Origin of the sequence: Polynucleobacter sp. MWH-Berg-3C6 (assembly GCF_018881855.1) — a bacterium.
Taxonomy (GTDB): domain Bacteria; phylum Pseudomonadota; class Gammaproteobacteria; order Burkholderiales; family Burkholderiaceae; genus Polynucleobacter.
Genome location: NZ_JACVPN010000001.1, coordinates 15830 through 30165 on the forward strand (window position 1 = coordinate 15830; position 14336 = coordinate 30165).

The 14336-nt window shown below is 45.7% G+C and carries 15 protein-coding genes; 6 read left to right on the forward strand and 9 right to left on the reverse strand.

Annotation, left to right across the window (positions count from 1 at the left end; translation table 11 throughout):
• Positions 1-41: 41 nt before the first annotated feature.
• Positions 42-611 carry a hypothetical protein gene (locus tag ICN13_RS00095; protein ID WP_216137925.1) on the forward strand — a complete coding sequence of 190 codons (570 nt, stop codon included), beginning with the start codon at positions 42-44 and terminating at the stop codon, positions 609-611.
• On the opposite strand, the gene trpC is transcribed toward ICN13_RS00095, so the two are convergent.
• Genes trpC through rpe form a run of 5 tightly spaced genes read right to left on the reverse strand, consistent with a single transcriptional unit; the run spans position 592 to position 5230 of the window.
• On the reverse strand, positions 592-1395 hold the full coding sequence (trpC, locus tag ICN13_RS00100) for an indole-3-glycerol phosphate synthase TrpC (protein ID WP_216137927.1): 804 nt from the start codon (positions 1393-1395) through the stop codon (positions 592-594). The genes ICN13_RS00095 and trpC overlap by 20 nt on opposite strands.
• Positions 1396-1400: 5 nt before the next feature.
• Positions 1401-2435, reverse strand: coding sequence for an anthranilate phosphoribosyltransferase (trpD, locus tag ICN13_RS00105; protein ID WP_216137936.1), 1035 nt, complete (start codon positions 2433-2435; stop codon positions 1401-1403).
• Between the two features lie 14 nt (positions 2436-2449).
• Positions 2450-3016 (reverse strand): aminodeoxychorismate/anthranilate synthase component II, encoded by a 567-nt coding sequence (locus tag ICN13_RS00110; protein ID WP_216137938.1) that lies wholly within the window; start codon positions 3014-3016, stop codon positions 2450-2452.
• Positions 3000-4505: an anthranilate synthase component I gene (gene trpE, locus ICN13_RS00115; RefSeq protein WP_216137940.1), complete on the reverse strand. Its 1506-nt coding sequence runs from the start codon at positions 4503-4505 to the stop codon at positions 3000-3002. Before trpE ends, ICN13_RS00110 begins: the two co-directional genes overlap by 17 nt.
• Positions 4505-5230: a ribulose-phosphate 3-epimerase gene (gene rpe, locus ICN13_RS00120; RefSeq protein ID WP_216137942.1), complete on the reverse strand. Its 726-nt coding sequence runs from the start codon at positions 5228-5230 to the stop codon at positions 4505-4507. The genes trpE and rpe overlap by 1 nt, the downstream gene beginning before the upstream one ends.
• Positions 5231-5279: 49 nt before the next feature.
• Here rpe and apaG point away from each other — a divergent pair, with 49 nt between their 5' ends.
• The 3 genes from apaG (at position 5280) to ICN13_RS00135 (ending at position 7721) form a co-directional block, all read left to right on the forward strand.
• Positions 5280-5654 (forward strand): Co2+/Mg2+ efflux protein ApaG, encoded by a 375-nt coding sequence (apaG, locus tag ICN13_RS00125; RefSeq protein WP_216137944.1) that lies wholly within the window; start codon positions 5280-5282, stop codon positions 5652-5654.
• Positions 5655-5740: 86 nt separating this feature from the next.
• Positions 5741-6916, forward strand: coding sequence for a murein transglycosylase A (locus tag ICN13_RS00130; RefSeq protein WP_255533965.1), 1176 nt, complete (start codon positions 5741-5743; stop codon positions 6914-6916).
• Positions 6917-6944: 28 nt separating this feature from the next.
• On the forward strand, positions 6945-7721 hold the full coding sequence (locus ICN13_RS00135) for an enoyl-CoA hydratase (protein ID WP_216137945.1): 777 nt from the start codon (positions 6945-6947) through the stop codon (positions 7719-7721).
• Positions 7722-7731: 10 nt separating this feature from the next.
• On the opposite strand, the gene ICN13_RS00140 is transcribed toward ICN13_RS00135, so the two are convergent.
• From ICN13_RS00140 to bioA, 4 genes are read right to left on the reverse strand one after another with little or no spacing between them, the layout of a single operon-like run.
• Positions 7732-8928 (reverse strand): M20 aminoacylase family protein, encoded by a 1197-nt coding sequence (locus ICN13_RS00140; RefSeq protein WP_216137947.1) that lies wholly within the window; start codon positions 8926-8928, stop codon positions 7732-7734.
• A 57-nt stretch (positions 8929-8985) separates the two neighbouring features.
• Entirely contained in the window at positions 8986-9705 is a 720-nt protein-coding gene (gene bioD, locus ICN13_RS00145; RefSeq protein WP_216137949.1) for a dethiobiotin synthase, read from the reverse strand.
• Positions 9698-10936 (reverse strand): 8-amino-7-oxononanoate synthase, encoded by a 1239-nt coding sequence (gene bioF, locus ICN13_RS00150; protein ID WP_216137951.1) that lies wholly within the window; start codon positions 10934-10936, stop codon positions 9698-9700. The genes bioD and bioF overlap by 8 nt, the downstream gene beginning before the upstream one ends.
• The gene (gene bioA, locus ICN13_RS00155) at positions 10933-12279 is read right to left on the reverse strand and encodes an adenosylmethionine--8-amino-7-oxononanoate transaminase (RefSeq protein WP_216137953.1); all 1347 of its coding nucleotides are present in this window, start codon (positions 12277-12279) and stop codon (positions 10933-10935) included. Before bioA ends, bioF begins: the two co-directional genes overlap by 4 nt.
• A gap of 89 nt (positions 12280-12368) precedes the next feature.
• Here bioA and bioB point away from each other — a divergent pair, with 89 nt between their 5' ends.
• Complete coding sequence (gene bioB / locus ICN13_RS00160) at positions 12369-13406, forward strand: biotin synthase BioB (protein ID WP_216137955.1); 1038 nt, start codon at positions 12369-12371, stop codon at positions 13404-13406.
• A gap of 10 nt (positions 13407-13416) precedes the next feature.
• A complete protein-coding gene (gene coq7 / locus ICN13_RS00165) occupies positions 13417-14046 on the forward strand; it encodes a 2-polyprenyl-3-methyl-6-methoxy-1,4-benzoquinone monooxygenase (RefSeq protein WP_216137962.1) in 630 nt (209 codons plus the stop codon).
• Positions 14047-14336: the final 290 nt, after the last annotated feature.

Sequence of the window (14336 nt, forward strand, 5' to 3'; positions counted from 1 at the left end):
CTCAAACGAAATGCACATAAGAAACATTCATAATAAATGTAATGTCTAAAATTTTAACAAGCTTTTCAGAGACGTTTTTTGCACTTTTAATTAGTGCGCTTGCGTACACATTTCTGTTTTATGCCAATCACTGGCTAACAAGCGAACTTGTTTTTAGTTTAGGCGTGAATTGGATTTACTTGCCGGCCGGCCTGCGTTTATTTCTGACCTTGATTTTTGGGCTACCAGGTGCGTTAGGCATTGCTTTGGCATCATTTTTTATTAGTTACCACGGGGACTTCTCTCAGAATTTAGTGGTTTGCCTTGGTATAGGCCTGGTTTCTGGGTTTGCGCCTTATCTCGCAAGATTTTTTGTACTTAGCAATGTCCGGCTAACACCTGACTTAAGCGATCTGAATTTCCAGAAATTAATCGCCTGTATTTTGATATACGCATTTTTGAGTGCCGTCTTGCATCAGTGGTGGTTTTCAACGATGGCGCTAGCTAATACTGGCGGTATAGACCATGTTTCAGTGATGTTTATTGGTGACGTACTTGGTTCCTTGCTACTGATTTCTTTAATCAAATACAGCTTAGATATTTTGAATAAAGTTAGGAAAACAGCTCGCTAAGGGCAATGCCCGGGTCAGCTGCGCGCATAAATGCTTCGCCTACTAGGAAGGCATTGATTTGATTGTCACGCATCAATTGCACATCATTTCTACCAAGTATCCCTGATTCAGTAACCAAGGTCTTATCCTTTGGAACCATCGAGAGAAGTGACAGTGTGGTTTGTAGAGTTACTTCAAATGTCTTGAGATTGCGATTGTTGATTCCAAGTAAAGGTGTTTTTAGTTCTAATGCCTGCTCTAGCTCAGGGGCATTGTGAACCTCAACCAAAACGTCTAAGCCTAGCTCATGAGCGCAGGCCTCAAGCTCTTTCATTTGATTGAGTTCTAAGCAGGCCACGATTAATAGAATCGCATCTGCACCAATCGCACGAGCCTCATAAACTTGATAGGGTTCGATGGTGAAATCTTTGCGTAGTACTGGAATGCTGCAAGCAGATCTAGCCTCTTGCAGAAAGGCATTGCAGCCTTGGAAATAGTCGACATCAGTCAGTACTGATAAGCAAGCTGCCCCATGCTTTTCATATGACTGGGCAATTTGTGCGGGGTTAAAGTTTTCCCGCAGAATTCCTTTGCTTGGACTTGCTTTTTTAATCTCCGCAATCACACCCGCCTTACCAGCAGCAATTTTATTTTGAATTGCGTGAATGAAGCCGCGCGGCTTTAGTAAGACATCTTTGTTATTTGACTCGGCAATATCGCGTTGATTGCCAAGAGAGACTTGCTTAAGGCCATGGGCAATCTCAATTTTCTTGGTTGCAACAATTTTGTCGAGGATATCGCTCATAAGATTTATTTAGATTGAGTTGCGGCAACAAATGCGTCTAATTTCTGACGTGCAGCGCCAGATGCAATCGCTGCTTTGGCCATTTCTACGCCAGAGGCAATATCTTTGGCTACACCAGCAACATAGAGAGTTGCGCCTGCATTGAGACACACAATATCGCTCGCGGCACCTGGTTTGTTATCAATGACATCCAATACGATTTTTTTTGATTCTTCTGCATTGGCTACTTTGAAGCTATTGGTGAGGGCGGTCTTTAATCCAAAGTCTTTTGGATGAATTTCATATTCATGGACAACGCCGTCCTTGAGTTCGCCGACTAGGGTTGGGCCCTCTAAGGAGATTTCATCCAAACCATCGCGACCATAAACCACAAGGGCGTGGTCCATACCTAAGGCTTGCAGCACCCGAGCCTGAATCCCCACAAGATCAGGATGAAATACTCCCATCAAGATGCGTTTGGCATCGGCGGGATTAGTCAGTGGCCCTAAGATATTGAAAATAGTCCGAACACCCAGTTGTTTGCGAATTGGCACAACGTTCTTCATGGCGGGGTGGTGATTGGGGGCAAACATAAAGCCAGCGCCTACAGTGGAGATGCATTGAGCAACCTGCTCTGCAGAAAGACCTAGATTTACGCCTAACGCTTCGAGCACATCAGCACTGCCAGACTTGCTACTCACACTGCGATTGCCGTGCTTAGCAATTTTTGCTCCAGCTGCTGCAGCAACAAACATCGCTGCAGTGGAAATATTAAAAGTGTGCGCTCCATCACCGCCTGTACCCACAACATCTACTAGATGTGTGCGGTCATCCACATGAACGGTGGTTGCAAATTCACGCATAACTTGTGCTGCTGCAGCAATTTCTCCAACAGTCTCTTTTTTGGTACGTAGAGCAACCAACAGGCCGGCCACAAGCTCAGGCGACATTTCTCCACTCATGATGAGTCGCATCATTGCCGTCATTTCATCATGAAAGAGTTCGCGGTGTTCAATGCAACGTTGCAATGCTTCTTGAGGAGTAATTGGCGTAGCGCTCATATCGATTTACTGAGTTACGGATTAAGTAAGAAATTTTTGAGCAGGGCATGGCCATGCTCAGAGAGAATGGATTCGGGATGAAATTGCACGCCTTCAACTGCGAGTTCACGATGACGTACGCCCATGATCTCTCCATCGGAGGATGTAGCTGTTACTTCCAGCACTGCAGGTAAGGAGCTTTTCTCAATGGCGAGTGAGTGGTAACGTGTGACCTTAAATGGGTCTGGTAGATTTTTGAAAACACCTACACCTGTGTGGTGAATCAAGTCAGTCTTGCCATGCATGACTTTCTGGGCGCGAATTACCTTGCCACCAAATGCTTCACCAATCGCTTGATGGCCAAGACATACACCTAGGATCGGAATCTGTCCTGCATAGCGTTTGATGGTCTCCACTGAGATGCCAGCTTCTGCAGGGCTGCAGGGTCCGGGAGAAATGCAAATGCGTGCGGGCTTGAATTTCGCAATATCTTCAACGGTAATTTCGTCATTCCGAAACACTTTTACTTCTTCACCCAGCTCAGCAAAGTACTGAACAAGGTTGTAGGTAAACGAATCGTAGTTATCAATCATTAGGAGCATCGAGTCCTCCTTGTACTAATTCAGCGGCTGTTAATACTGCACGGGCCTTGGCTTCGGTTTCTTTCCATTCAGCGGTAGGATCAGAGTCGGCTACAACACCTGCGCCCGCTTGAGAGTGCAGCATGCCATCACGGATGACCCCGGTGCGAATTGCAATCGCAACATCCATATCGCCTGAGAAAGAAAGGTATCCCACTGCGCCACCATAAACTCCCCGTTTGACAATTTCCATCTCATCAATAATTTCCATTGCGCGAATTTTTGGTGCGCCAGAGAGAGTGCCTGCGGGAAAGGTTGCTCGTAAGACATCCATATTGCTCATGTTATCTAAAAGATCGCCTTCTACTGAGCTCACAATGTGCTGCACGTGAGAATACTTTTCGATCGACATAGAGTCTGTAACTTTGACTGATCCTGTCTTGGCGATTCTGCCAACGTCATTGCGAGCAAGATCAATTAGCATGACATGCTCGGCAATTTCTTTGGGGTCTGCTAGTAATTCTTTGGCTAGGCGCTCATCTTCCGCTGGGTTGGCGCCACGTGGACGGGTACCAGCCAGAGGGCGAATCGTCACAATTTTCTCTGTAGCCCGTTTTTCTTGGCGCACGAGGATTTCTGGGGAGGAGCCCACAATTTGCATATCGCCAAAGTCATAGAAGTACATATAAGGCGATGGATTTAAGGAGCGAAGTGCTCTGTATAGCGCTAATGGCGAATCGGTAAATGGTTTGCTAATGCGCTGACCAATCACAACCTGCATGCAATCACCAGCCAAAATATATTCTTTGGTCTTGCGGACTGCATCTTCAAAATCTGCCGCCTTAAATTTACGAATGAGATCCGTTTTTGTGCTTGGCAATGATGCAGGCATATTCGCTGGTTTGCCAAGACAAGTCAGCAATTCTTTGAGGCGATCTTGCGCTTTTTCAAAGCTATCAGCGTTGCCTGGATCTGCATAGACAATCAAATAAATCTTGCCAGCGACGTTATCAACAACTGCTAACTCTTCGGTAAGCATGAGTTGAATATCGGGCACACCAAGCTCATCTGGTAAATCATGTTTGGCTAAGCGTGATTCAATGTATCGAACGGTGTCATATCCAAAGTAGCCAGCAAGACCGCCACAGAAACGCGGTAGACCAGCCTCTACCGAAACCTTAAAGCGCTTGAAATAGGCATCTACGAAATCAAGCGGATTATCAGTGTTCGTCTCGACCACCTTACCATCAGCGATGACTTCATTCACGGGTTGAGATGGGGTGCCCACTGTACGAATGAGCGTCTTGGCAGGCAAGCCAATAAAGGAGAAGCGCCCAAAGCGCTCACCACCTAAAACAGATTCCAAGAGGTAGGTATTTTTCTTGCCAAACGCTTGGCTGAGTTTGACGTAAAGCGATAGCGGTGTCTCTAAATCGGCAAGTACCTCTTTAACCAGAGGAATACGATTGAAACCCTGTTTTGCTAGGGCATTAAATTCTTCGCGCTGCATTAGGATTTTCCAGTCTTTCCTAATTCAGTTCGCATTGACTCAATCACTTGCGAGTAATTGTCTTTTCCGAAAATGGCTGAGCCGGCAACAAAGGTATCGGCACCCGCTTGAGCTACTTGTGCGATGTTATCCACCTTAATTCCACCATCAACCTCAAGGCGAATGTGGCGGCCAGTCTCAGCTTCGTAGCGATCTAAACGTGCACGTACTTGTTCAATCTTATTGAGAGTACTTGGAATAAAAGATTGACCACCAAATCCCGGATTCACTGACATCAATAGAACTAAGTCGAGCAATTCCAAGGTGTGATCCAAATGATCAAGCGGTGTTGCAGGATTAAACACAAGACCTGCTTGACAGCCTTGATCGCGAATTAAATTCAGAGTGCGATTGACGTGCGGACTTGCCTCAGGATGAAAGCTAATCAGATTGGCGCCCGCTTTTGCAAAATCGGGAACGATGCGATCTACGGGCTCAACCATGAGGTGAACATCGATCACTGCAGGCTTGCCATTTTTCATAGCGTGCGGACGAATAGCCTCACAAACTAGCGGGCCAATTGTGAGGTTGGGAACGTAGTGGTTATCCATCACATCAAAGTGAATCCAGTCGGCACCCGCCGTCAGAACATCTTGAACTTCCTTGCCAAGACAGGCAAAGTCAGCCGACAAAATGGAGGGGGCGATGACCAATTGACGATTTGAGGGTAATTTTTGGCTTTCCATCCCTAGATTCTAGCTTGCAGTTGGCCTTAGGATGGAGCAGAATTCGAGCATGAACCCCCATGAAATCAGCATTTCGGTCAAAGCCCAGTACCTTCCTGAGCAATCTGACCCCGATAATCGCCAATTTGCCTTTGCCTATACGGTCACCATTCGCAATACGGGTACCGCCAGCATTCAGCTCATTGCCCGCCATTGGTTCATTACCGATGGGGACAATGATGTCCAGGAGGTGCGTGGTTTAGGGGTGGTTGGGCAACAGCCTTTGTTGCGTGCTGGTGAGCAATTTGAATACACCAGCTGGGCTACTTTGCCTACCCCAGCAGGAACTATGCGGGGCGAGTACTTTTGCGTTACCGAGGAAGCCCAGTTTTTTCAGGCACCCATTCCTGAATTTGCACTAGTGATGCCGCGGACCCTGCATTAGGGCCATGCGTTTCGAAAAGTTATTTTTTCCCCTTGCCCGTCCATAGGACAATAAACAGCAAGAGCCCCAAGGCGATAGCACCTTCAATGACAAAGAGCAGCATTGGGTATTCATCAAGTAAATTGGCAATCATGATTTCTAAATTTAAATTATTTCAAGTAAGTGTATTCGCTATTCTGATTGCTAGCTTAGTGGTTGGATGCTCTACTCCGCCTACTAGAGGTACTGGCTATCGAGCTAGCAGTTCTGGTGCGCCTCCCTCATCTTATAGCTCCTCAATTGCGAGTTTCAATGCGGTTGCTTGGCAGGCCTTACCAGGCTGGCAGGATGATGATGTATCTCAAGCTTGGCCTGCATGGCTCAAAAGCTGTGAGGTATTGCGTAAGCGAAGCGGCGAAATCAATTGGCGCCAAGTTTGTTCACAGACTAGCAGCATATCTGCTCGTGACACACCAGCTATTCGTCGATATTTTGAGAGCAACTTTCAAGCCTACGAAATTCGCAATAGCGCTGGTAGCGAAACAGGTTTAATTACCGGTTACTACGAGCCTGTAATGAATGGCTCGCAAACTCGCACCAGTACTTATAACGTGCCACTCTATGCCTACCCAAATGCTTGGAAAAAATCGCGACCTAATCCAGGCCCCACTCGTGCTGAACTCATGAGCTCAGGAATATTGCAAGGATCTGAAATTGCTTGGGTGCAAGATCCTGTTGCCGCTGCATCCATGCAAATTCAGGGTTCAGGAAAAATTCGTCTGCAGGATGGCCGCATTCTTCGCCTCGGTTTTGCGGGCACTAACGAGCAGCCATTTAAATCATCTGCGCAATGGTTGATAGATCGCAAAGAGATGACACGTGGCGAGGCAAGTATGCAGGGAATTTCGCAATGGGCAAAACGAAATCCTGATCGCGTTAATGAAATGCTCAATGCAAATCCACGTTTTGTTTTCTTTAAAGAGTTACCTAGTAATGTGGATCCAGACCTAGGTCCTAATGGCGCACTTGGCGTTCCTTTAACTGCAGAGCGCAGTATTGCGGTTGATTTACAGGCTATGCCATTAGGCGCACCAGTATTTTTGGCTACGACTAAGCCTTTAAGTAATCAATCTTTGCAAAAGCTCGTAATGGCACAAGACACAGGAAAAGCGATTGTGGGTGGTGTCAGGGCTGATTATTATTGGGGTTCAGGCGAGGCTGCAGGTGAAATTGCAGGGCGCATGAAACAAAATGGCAAGATGTGGTTATTGTTACCACGTTAATTGATGGATCTTGGATAGAAAGAAATTGATGAGCTACAAAACAATTTTGACCGAAGTGGAAGGCAAGGTTGCCACTATTACCTTAAATCGTCCCGAGGTTCTCAATGCCTTAAATGATCAATTAATGGATGAGCTTGGTACTGCGTTACTCGGTTTTGATGCTGATGACAATATTGGTTGCATCATCATTACTGGTAGCGAGAAGGCTTTTGCTGCTGGAGCCGATATCGCTTCAATGGCGAAGTATGGTTTAAAAGATGTTTATCGGGGTGATTTCATTACCCGTAATTGGGAAGAAATTAGAAAAGTTCGTAAGCCAGTGATAGCGGCCGTATCTGGTTATGCGCTTGGTGGTGGTTGTGAGTTGGCTATGATGTGCGACACCATCATGGCTGCAGATAGTGCTAAGTTTGCCCAACCAGAAGTGAAGCTGGGAATTATTCCAGGCGCTGGCGGTACACAACGTTTGCCACGAGCTGTATCCAAAGCGAAGGCCATGGACTTAGCTTTAACTGGTCGCATGATGGATGCTGCAGAAGCAGAGCGTTCTGGTTTGGTATCACGCGTTTTTCCAAAGGCAGATCTACTGAAAGAAGTGAAAGCCATTGCTAAAGAGATTGCCGATATGCCACTGTTGACAGCGATGATGGTGAAAGAGGCGGTGAATGCTGCGTATGAGACTACGCTATCAGAAGGTATTCATTTTGAACGTCGCTTATTCCATACCTGCTTTGGAACCAATGATCAAAAAGAAGGTATGGCTGCGTTCATGGAAAAACGCCCAGCGAAATTTACTAACTCTTAAGAAAACAGCCTTAGTTTTTTTCTAGGTAGCGTTGAGCTAGCTTTACCCAGTAGCTTACGCCCACTGGAATTAAGGCGTCATTAAAGTCGTAAGAGGGATTGTGTAGGTGGCATGGGCCCATACCGTGACCTACAGCACGGTGATCGCCATCACCATTACCTAAAAATACATAGCATCCCGGCTTCTCGAGCAACATGAAAGCAAAATCTTCCGCGCCCATAGTGGGATCAATATTGGTATTGACGTTCTGTTTACCCACTAACTCACTCATCACTTCACTTGCAAACTCAACTTCAGCACGGTGATTAATTAATGGAGGATAGTTTCTGGAAAAGGAAATTTCTGCATGGCAATCAAATGCCCCTGCAACGCTGTGCGAAATTTCACGAAGACGTTGCTCTAGAAGATCTAATACTTCTAGGGTGAAGGTTCTGATGGTGCCGCCAATGAAAGCGCTGTCAGGAATGACGTTACTTGTTTCACCTGCATGAAATTGCGTAATTGATAGTACGGCTGCATCAATAGGGCGTTTATTGCGGGTAATAATGCTTTGCAGCGCCAACACTACTTGCGCCCCTGTAAGAACCGGGTCTGCACTATTGTGGGGGAGGGCGGCGTGACCACCTTTGCCGGTAATGGTAATTTCAAAAGTATTGCTTGAGGCCATCATGGGCCCAGCAGTAACACCAAAGTGACCTTCGGCTAATCCGGGCCAATTGTGTAAACCAAAAACAGCATCACAAGGAAATTGTTTAAAGAGCCCATCTTTAATCATTTCATTTGCACCAGCGCCACCCTCTTCAGCAGGCTGAAATATGAAAATCACGGTGCCTTTGAAATCGCGGTGATTCGACAGATACTGTGCCGCGCCCAACAACATTGCAGTGTGACCGTCATGACCACAAGCGTGCATCTTGCCAGCGTTGCGTGAGGTGTGTTCAAAATTATTATGTTCTTGCAGCGGAAGCGCATCCATGTCAGCCCGTAGGCCAATCATTTTTCCAGGGCCTAAATCGCCATCTAGACGGCCGACTACACCTGTTTTGCCCATGCCGCGATAAACAGTGATGCCCCAGCTTGAAAGTGCCTCTGCAACTAAATCAGATGTGCGATTTTCTTCGAAGCGCAATTCAGGGTGAGCATGAATGTTGCGACGAATATCTTGAATAGCTTCTGCAGAATCAAGTATTTCAGGTAGTAAATGCATTCCTTCATCTTATCTGAAAGTCCCGCCAGTTGCACTGTAGGACTTGCTTTAGGGGTTTTATTGACTTGGTATTTGGATGTGCTCTGCAGCAAAACGAAGTGCTTCAATTGAATATGGACTGTTATCTGCTTTTTGAAGTTCTTTTGGTAGCGCAGGGATGTGCCCTAAAAAAGGCGCATCTATTCTTGCTCGCAAAGTGGCAATATTTTCTTTGAGTAGAAGCATCTCAGTTGCTAAGGAGTTGGCAATCCACCCGCCAATTTTTAATCCACGAGTTTTGATCGCTTCTTGAGTGAGTAGGGCGTGATTAATGCAACCTAACCTCATGCCGACTACCAAAATGATTGGCAAATTGATTTGCTGTGCAAAATCACCTAGATCTTCTTGAGGATTCAAGGGAATCAAAAACCCACCAGCCCCCTCAATCACAAGGCAATCACTCTGCGTTTGAATCTTGCTAAGTGCTTGCATGATGGTATTAAGCTCAAGAGTAACCCCCTTATTTTCAGCAGCCAGGTGGGGTGCTACCGGCATGTCTAAAACATAAGAGTACAACTCTAGTTGACCTGGTGCAAGTTGAGAGGCAATACGTAAAGCCTCTACATCTTCATTGAGAACATCACCATTGGTATTTTGGTATGTTCCAGCAGCGACAGGTTTAAAGCCCAATACTTTCTTGCCTTGTTCGCGGAGTTTTAGAATCAGCGCACCACTCACCAGGGTTTTACCAACCTCAGTATCGGTACCAGTCACAAACAAGCCTGAGAGCTTATTCATGATTTACCTTTTGATTTACTTCTTGCTCGATCTTTTTCAAGGTCGTGATGAGTTTGTGTAAATCATCAACACTATGATTTGCTGAAAAGGTAATTCGTAAACGTGCACTGCCAAGAGGGACTGTAGGGGGGCGAATTGCCGGAATCCAATAGCCCGCCTCGTCTAGTAGCTTTGCTGCCATAAGTGCATTGGCATTGCTTCCTAAAATAACCGGCTGAATTGGCGTACAAGAGGACACTTTTTCCCAGTTGATAAAGTGCATTTCATCTTGCCAAATTTGAATCAGATGATTGAGGTGTGATCGACGTTTTACGCCCTCATTACCTTCAATGATCTCAAGACTTTTGAGTAAGGTATGTGCAATAGCTGGAGGGGTTGCCGTACTATAAATATAGGGACGCCCTTTTTGAATCAGCCATTCAATAAACGAGTCTTGCGCACAAATAAAAGCACCGCTGACGCCAGCAGCTTTGCCTAAGGTGCCAATGTAAATAATGCGGTGAGATTGAATTCCGCCTTGCTCCAAGATGCCATGCCCCTGCTTACCCAGTACTCCAAAGCCATGCGCATCATCAACTAACAATAGTGCATCGTATTGCTCTGCTATTTGAAGTAATTCTTTAACGGGAGCTACGTCGCCATCCATACTAAAAACGCCATCAGTCACGATAAGCTTAAGAGACTTAGTATCTTTTTTAAGGGCGTCAGTTAATGAAGTGAGTTGCGCGTGATCGAATAAGTTGACCGTAGCATTCATCTGCGCGGCGGCCAAGCGAACACCATCAATCAGCGAGGCATGATTGAGCTTAGCCGAGTAAATACTGAGATCGCCGCGCTCGGTAAGTCTGGCTAAGCCTGTGATGGCAGCTTGATTAGCAAGGTAACCGGTACTAAAAAATAGGGCGCGAGCATTTTGAATATGCTGCTCTTGAAAAGACGCTAATTTTTTTTCAAGTAACTCATGTGCAGCACTGTGACCGCTGATTAAATGGGATGCGCCACTACCAACCCCATAATTTTTAGCGCCCTCTGCTAAGGCATTCACTAAGTTAGGGTGATTGGCAAGACCAAGGTAGTCATTACTGCAAAAAGCCTTGAGTTGTCTATTCTCAACAGTTGCGTTGGTATCGCAAGGCGATTGGGTGACGCGTAATTTGCGTCTGAGTAGTTGGACATCTAAATCTGCAATACCCTCTTGTGCGAGTTCTAAGGCTTTAAATGGGCCGCTCATGCCAAAGCCTTCCCAAGGGCGCGTTCAATAGCATGACCCATTTGCATTGTTTCTTCGGTCGACAAGATATAGGGAGGCATGACATATATCGTATTACCAATTGGTCTAATGAGAGCGCCTTCCTCAAGTCCTTTGGCAAACATTTCACGGGGAAAGGCGCTTACATTTTTGAGATGTGCATTTTTAACATCGAATGCCAGAATCATTCCTTGTTGACGCCAGTGCTCGATTCGAGAATCTGCTTTTGCCCATGCAAATGCATTTGCTAAATCTTGTGAGCGAACTATATTCTTTTCTAAAACGTTTTCTGTTTCAAAAATATTCAAGCAAGCAAGTGCCGCTGCGCAAGCTAATGGGTTTCCTGTGTATGAGTGTGAGTGTAAGAACCCTTGCTGGGTTTTATCACTATAGAACGCACGATAAATTTCATCGGTGGTCATGCAAAGCGATAGAGGGAGATAGCCACCGCTAATGCCTTTGGATAGGGTGAGAAAGTCTGGCCAAATACCAGCGTGTTCACAGGCAAAGAACTTGCCACTGCGCCCACAACCTACGGCGATCTCATCGGCTATTAGGTGTATGTCATAGCGGTTACATAAGTCTCTGACTAAGCGCAGATATTCTGGTGAATGCATTGCCATTTGGCCTGCGCATTGGACTAGCGGTTCAATGATGATTGCTGCAATGTGTTGGTTTTCTTTCTTAAATAGTTTTTCGAGTTCGGCTGCTGCATGCCTTGCAACCTCTTCTGCACTCTCACCATTTTTTGCTTTGCGCGAATCAGGTGACGGGACGGTATAAACCTCTTGCAGGAGTGAGCCATAGGCTTCACGAAAAATAGCAACATCCGTCACCGCTAATGCGCCGAGCGTTTCTCCGTGATATCCGTTTTCTAGGCAGACGAATTTTTTCTTGTTTGGTTTGTCGTTGACTTGCCAAAAATGATGACTCATTTTCAACGCAATCTCTACTGCAGATGCACCATCTGACGCATAAAAGACATGTCCTAAATTACCATTTGTGAGTGCAGAAAGTTTTTCGGATAATTCAACTACTGGTGGATGAGTAAATCCGGCGAGCATGACGTGCTCAATTTTTTCTAACTGAGCAGTGATCGCTTGATTAATCTGCGGATTGGAGTGGCCAAATAAATTCGTCCACCAAGAGCTGATCGAGTCGAGTAAGGCGTTCCCCTTTTCGTCATAAAGCCAGGGACCTCTCCCTTTGGTGATGGCAATTAACGGAAAAGACTCATGATGTTTCATCTGAGTGCAGGGGTGCCACACGGCAGCCAAGCTGCGATCAACAAGGGTGGCTTGATTTAAATCAGAAATAACCTTCATGTTTGATATTTGACCACTAGTTTTTCCAATTTCAGGCTTGTATCTGTTATGTTTATGGCTTGAATTGATCTATTTTCTGGAATTTGCCCATGTTGGACGCCCAAACTGCTGAAAAACCGCTTACCTTAGTCAAATCTAAGACGAGTTTACGTAAAGAGGTCGATGCCTCTGGCCAGTGGACTGTTGCTCAGATTGAGGCACTTTTTGACCTACCTTTCAATGAATTAATGCTCAAAGCCCAGGAGACGCATAAAGCCTATTTTCCCGAGGGTGATGTAGAGCTTGCTACTTTGTTATCCATTAAGACTGGTGGCTGCCCTGAGGATTGTGGTTATTGCCCTCAAGCTGCGCGCTATGACACCGATGTGAAGGCTGAGAAGTTGATGGGCCTAGAGGAGGTTTTAGAGGCCGCTAAAGCTGCTAAAGCTGCCGGCTCAAACCGTTTCTGTATGGGCGCTGCGTGGCGTGAGCCTAAAGATCGCGATATTGAAAAAGTAACTGCCATGATCAAGGGTGTGAAGGCTTTAGGCCTTGAGACCTGCGCAACTTTGGGAATGCTAGAGGCTGATCAGGCTCTAGCACTTCAAGAGGCTGGTCTCGATTTTTATAACCACAACCTTGATACCAGCGAAGATTTTTACCGCTCAGTAATTTCGACACGCGGTTACCAAGATCGCCTAGATACCATCTCTCATGTTCGTGCGGCCGGTATGTCTGTATGCTGCGGCGGTATTGTGGGAATGGGCGAGTCCCGTGAGCAGCGCGCTGCTTTCTTGGCTCGCTTGGCCAATTTGAGCCCTTACCCTGAGTCTGTTCCGATTAATCACTTAGTGCCTGTTGCAGGCACCCCCTTGGCCGATCAGAAGCCATTAGATCCCCTTGAGTTTGTTCGCACCATTGCAGTTGCTCGCATCACGATGCCTAAGGCGCGCGTGCGTTTATCTGCCGGTCGCCAAGAATTGGGAAGGGCTGTGCAGGCCATGTGTTTCATGGCTGGCGCCAATTCGATTTTCTATGGTGAGCAACTACTCACTACCGGCAATCCAGAGGCGGAACAAGACCGTGAGCTGCTCGCAGAACTGGGTTTAAAGACCAAGCAAAGCTCTAAAGCCGAGGTTTTAGTCTAATTCTTTGCCTATGACTCCAGTTGACCGCTTGATTCTTGAATTTGATACCGCACTTCGTTCGGTTGTAGGCGGGGCAAATGCTCAAAGACCAACCCCAGGTTCTGAGTCTGGTGCAAATTTTGCATTAGATTCTGAACAGCGAAAGCACGCCGCAGGTTTAATGCGCATCAATCATGTTGGTGAAGTTTGCGCGCAAGCTTTGTATCAATCGCAAAAATTAGTTGCAAGAAATTCTGAAATAAAAGAAATGCTTGATCACTCTGCTCAAGAAGAGTTAGATCACTTGGCTTGGTGTGAAACTCGTTTGAAAGAACTGGGATCTCATACTAGTTATCTCAATCCATTTTGGTATGCAGGATCCTTTGCAATCGGCTTGGCAGCTGGCTTAGCGGGTGACAAGTGGAGTTTAGGTTTTGTTGTTGAAACTGAAAAACAAGTTGAGAATCATCTTGAGAGCCACCTCAAAAAATTGCCAGAAGAAGATCATCGTTCACGTGCAATTGTGGATCAAATGCGCATTGATGAAATCGAACATGGACAAGCAGCTTTACATGCAGGTGGAGTTACTTTGCCTGAGCCAATTCAAAAAATCATGCAAGCCATGTCAAAGGTAATGACAAGCACTGCTTACAAAATTTAAAATGGATACCGAGGATTTAGTTTGAATAAATCCAGAAAATCAGTTTCAGATTAATTTTTGATATATTTTTTGATAAGTACTGTTTTTAATTACAGTATATTTAGGCATTATCTAGCTCTATAGCTAAGACCTATTCTTAAGTATATTTTCCAAGCCTTTGTTTCAAGTAGCTATTTTATTATCACCATCTTCTGAACACATTACGCTAAGTGTTTGTAAACATTAGAGAATTTCCCAAAAAAAACCCCAAAAACACTTGACCCTCTTATTGCGATCCTCTAAAGTGGGAG

What these genes read in the sequence shown, in the direction of transcription:
- ICN13_RS00095 (WP_216137925.1), top strand. Translation starts at nt 42, where the DNA reads ATGTCTAAAATTTTAACAAGCTTTTCAGAGACGTTTTTTGCACTTTTA.
- trpC (WP_216137927.1), bottom strand. Translation starts at nt 1,395, where the DNA reads ATGAGCGATATCCTCGACAAAATTGTTGCAACCAAGAAAATTGAGATT.
- trpD (WP_216137936.1), bottom strand. Translation starts at nt 2,435, where the DNA reads ATGAGCGCTACGCCAATTACTCCTCAAGAAGCATTGCAACGTTGCATT.
- ICN13_RS00110 (WP_216137938.1), bottom strand. Translation starts at nt 3,016, where the DNA reads ATGCTCCTAATGATTGATAACTACGATTCGTTTACCTACAACCTTGTT.
- trpE (WP_216137940.1), bottom strand. Translation starts at nt 4,505, where the DNA reads ATGCAGCGCGAAGAATTTAATGCCCTAGCAAAACAGGGTTTCAATCGT.
- rpe (WP_216137942.1), bottom strand. Translation starts at nt 5,230, where the DNA reads ATGGAAAGCCAAAAATTACCCTCAAATCGTCAATTGGTCATCGCCCCC.
- apaG (WP_216137944.1), top strand. Translation starts at nt 5,280, where the DNA reads ATGAACCCCCATGAAATCAGCATTTCGGTCAAAGCCCAGTACCTTCCT.
- ICN13_RS00130 (WP_255533965.1), top strand. Translation starts at nt 5,741, where the DNA reads ATGACAAAGAGCAGCATTGGGTATTCATCAAGTAAATTGGCAATCATG.
- ICN13_RS00135 (WP_216137945.1), top strand. Translation starts at nt 6,945, where the DNA reads ATGAGCTACAAAACAATTTTGACCGAAGTGGAAGGCAAGGTTGCCACT.
- ICN13_RS00140 (WP_216137947.1), bottom strand. Translation starts at nt 8,928, where the DNA reads ATGCATTTACTACCTGAAATACTTGATTCTGCAGAAGCTATTCAAGAT.
- bioD (WP_216137949.1), bottom strand. Translation starts at nt 9,705, where the DNA reads ATGAATAAGCTCTCAGGCTTGTTTGTGACTGGTACCGATACTGAGGTT.
- bioF (WP_216137951.1), bottom strand. Translation starts at nt 10,936, where the DNA reads ATGAGCGGCCCATTTAAAGCCTTAGAACTCGCACAAGAGGGTATTGCA.
- bioA (WP_216137953.1), bottom strand. Translation starts at nt 12,279, where the DNA reads ATGAAGGTTATTTCTGATTTAAATCAAGCCACCCTTGTTGATCGCAGC.
- bioB (WP_216137955.1), top strand. Translation starts at nt 12,369, where the DNA reads ATGTTGGACGCCCAAACTGCTGAAAAACCGCTTACCTTAGTCAAATCT.
- coq7 (WP_216137962.1), top strand. Translation starts at nt 13,417, where the DNA reads ATGACTCCAGTTGACCGCTTGATTCTTGAATTTGATACCGCACTTCGT.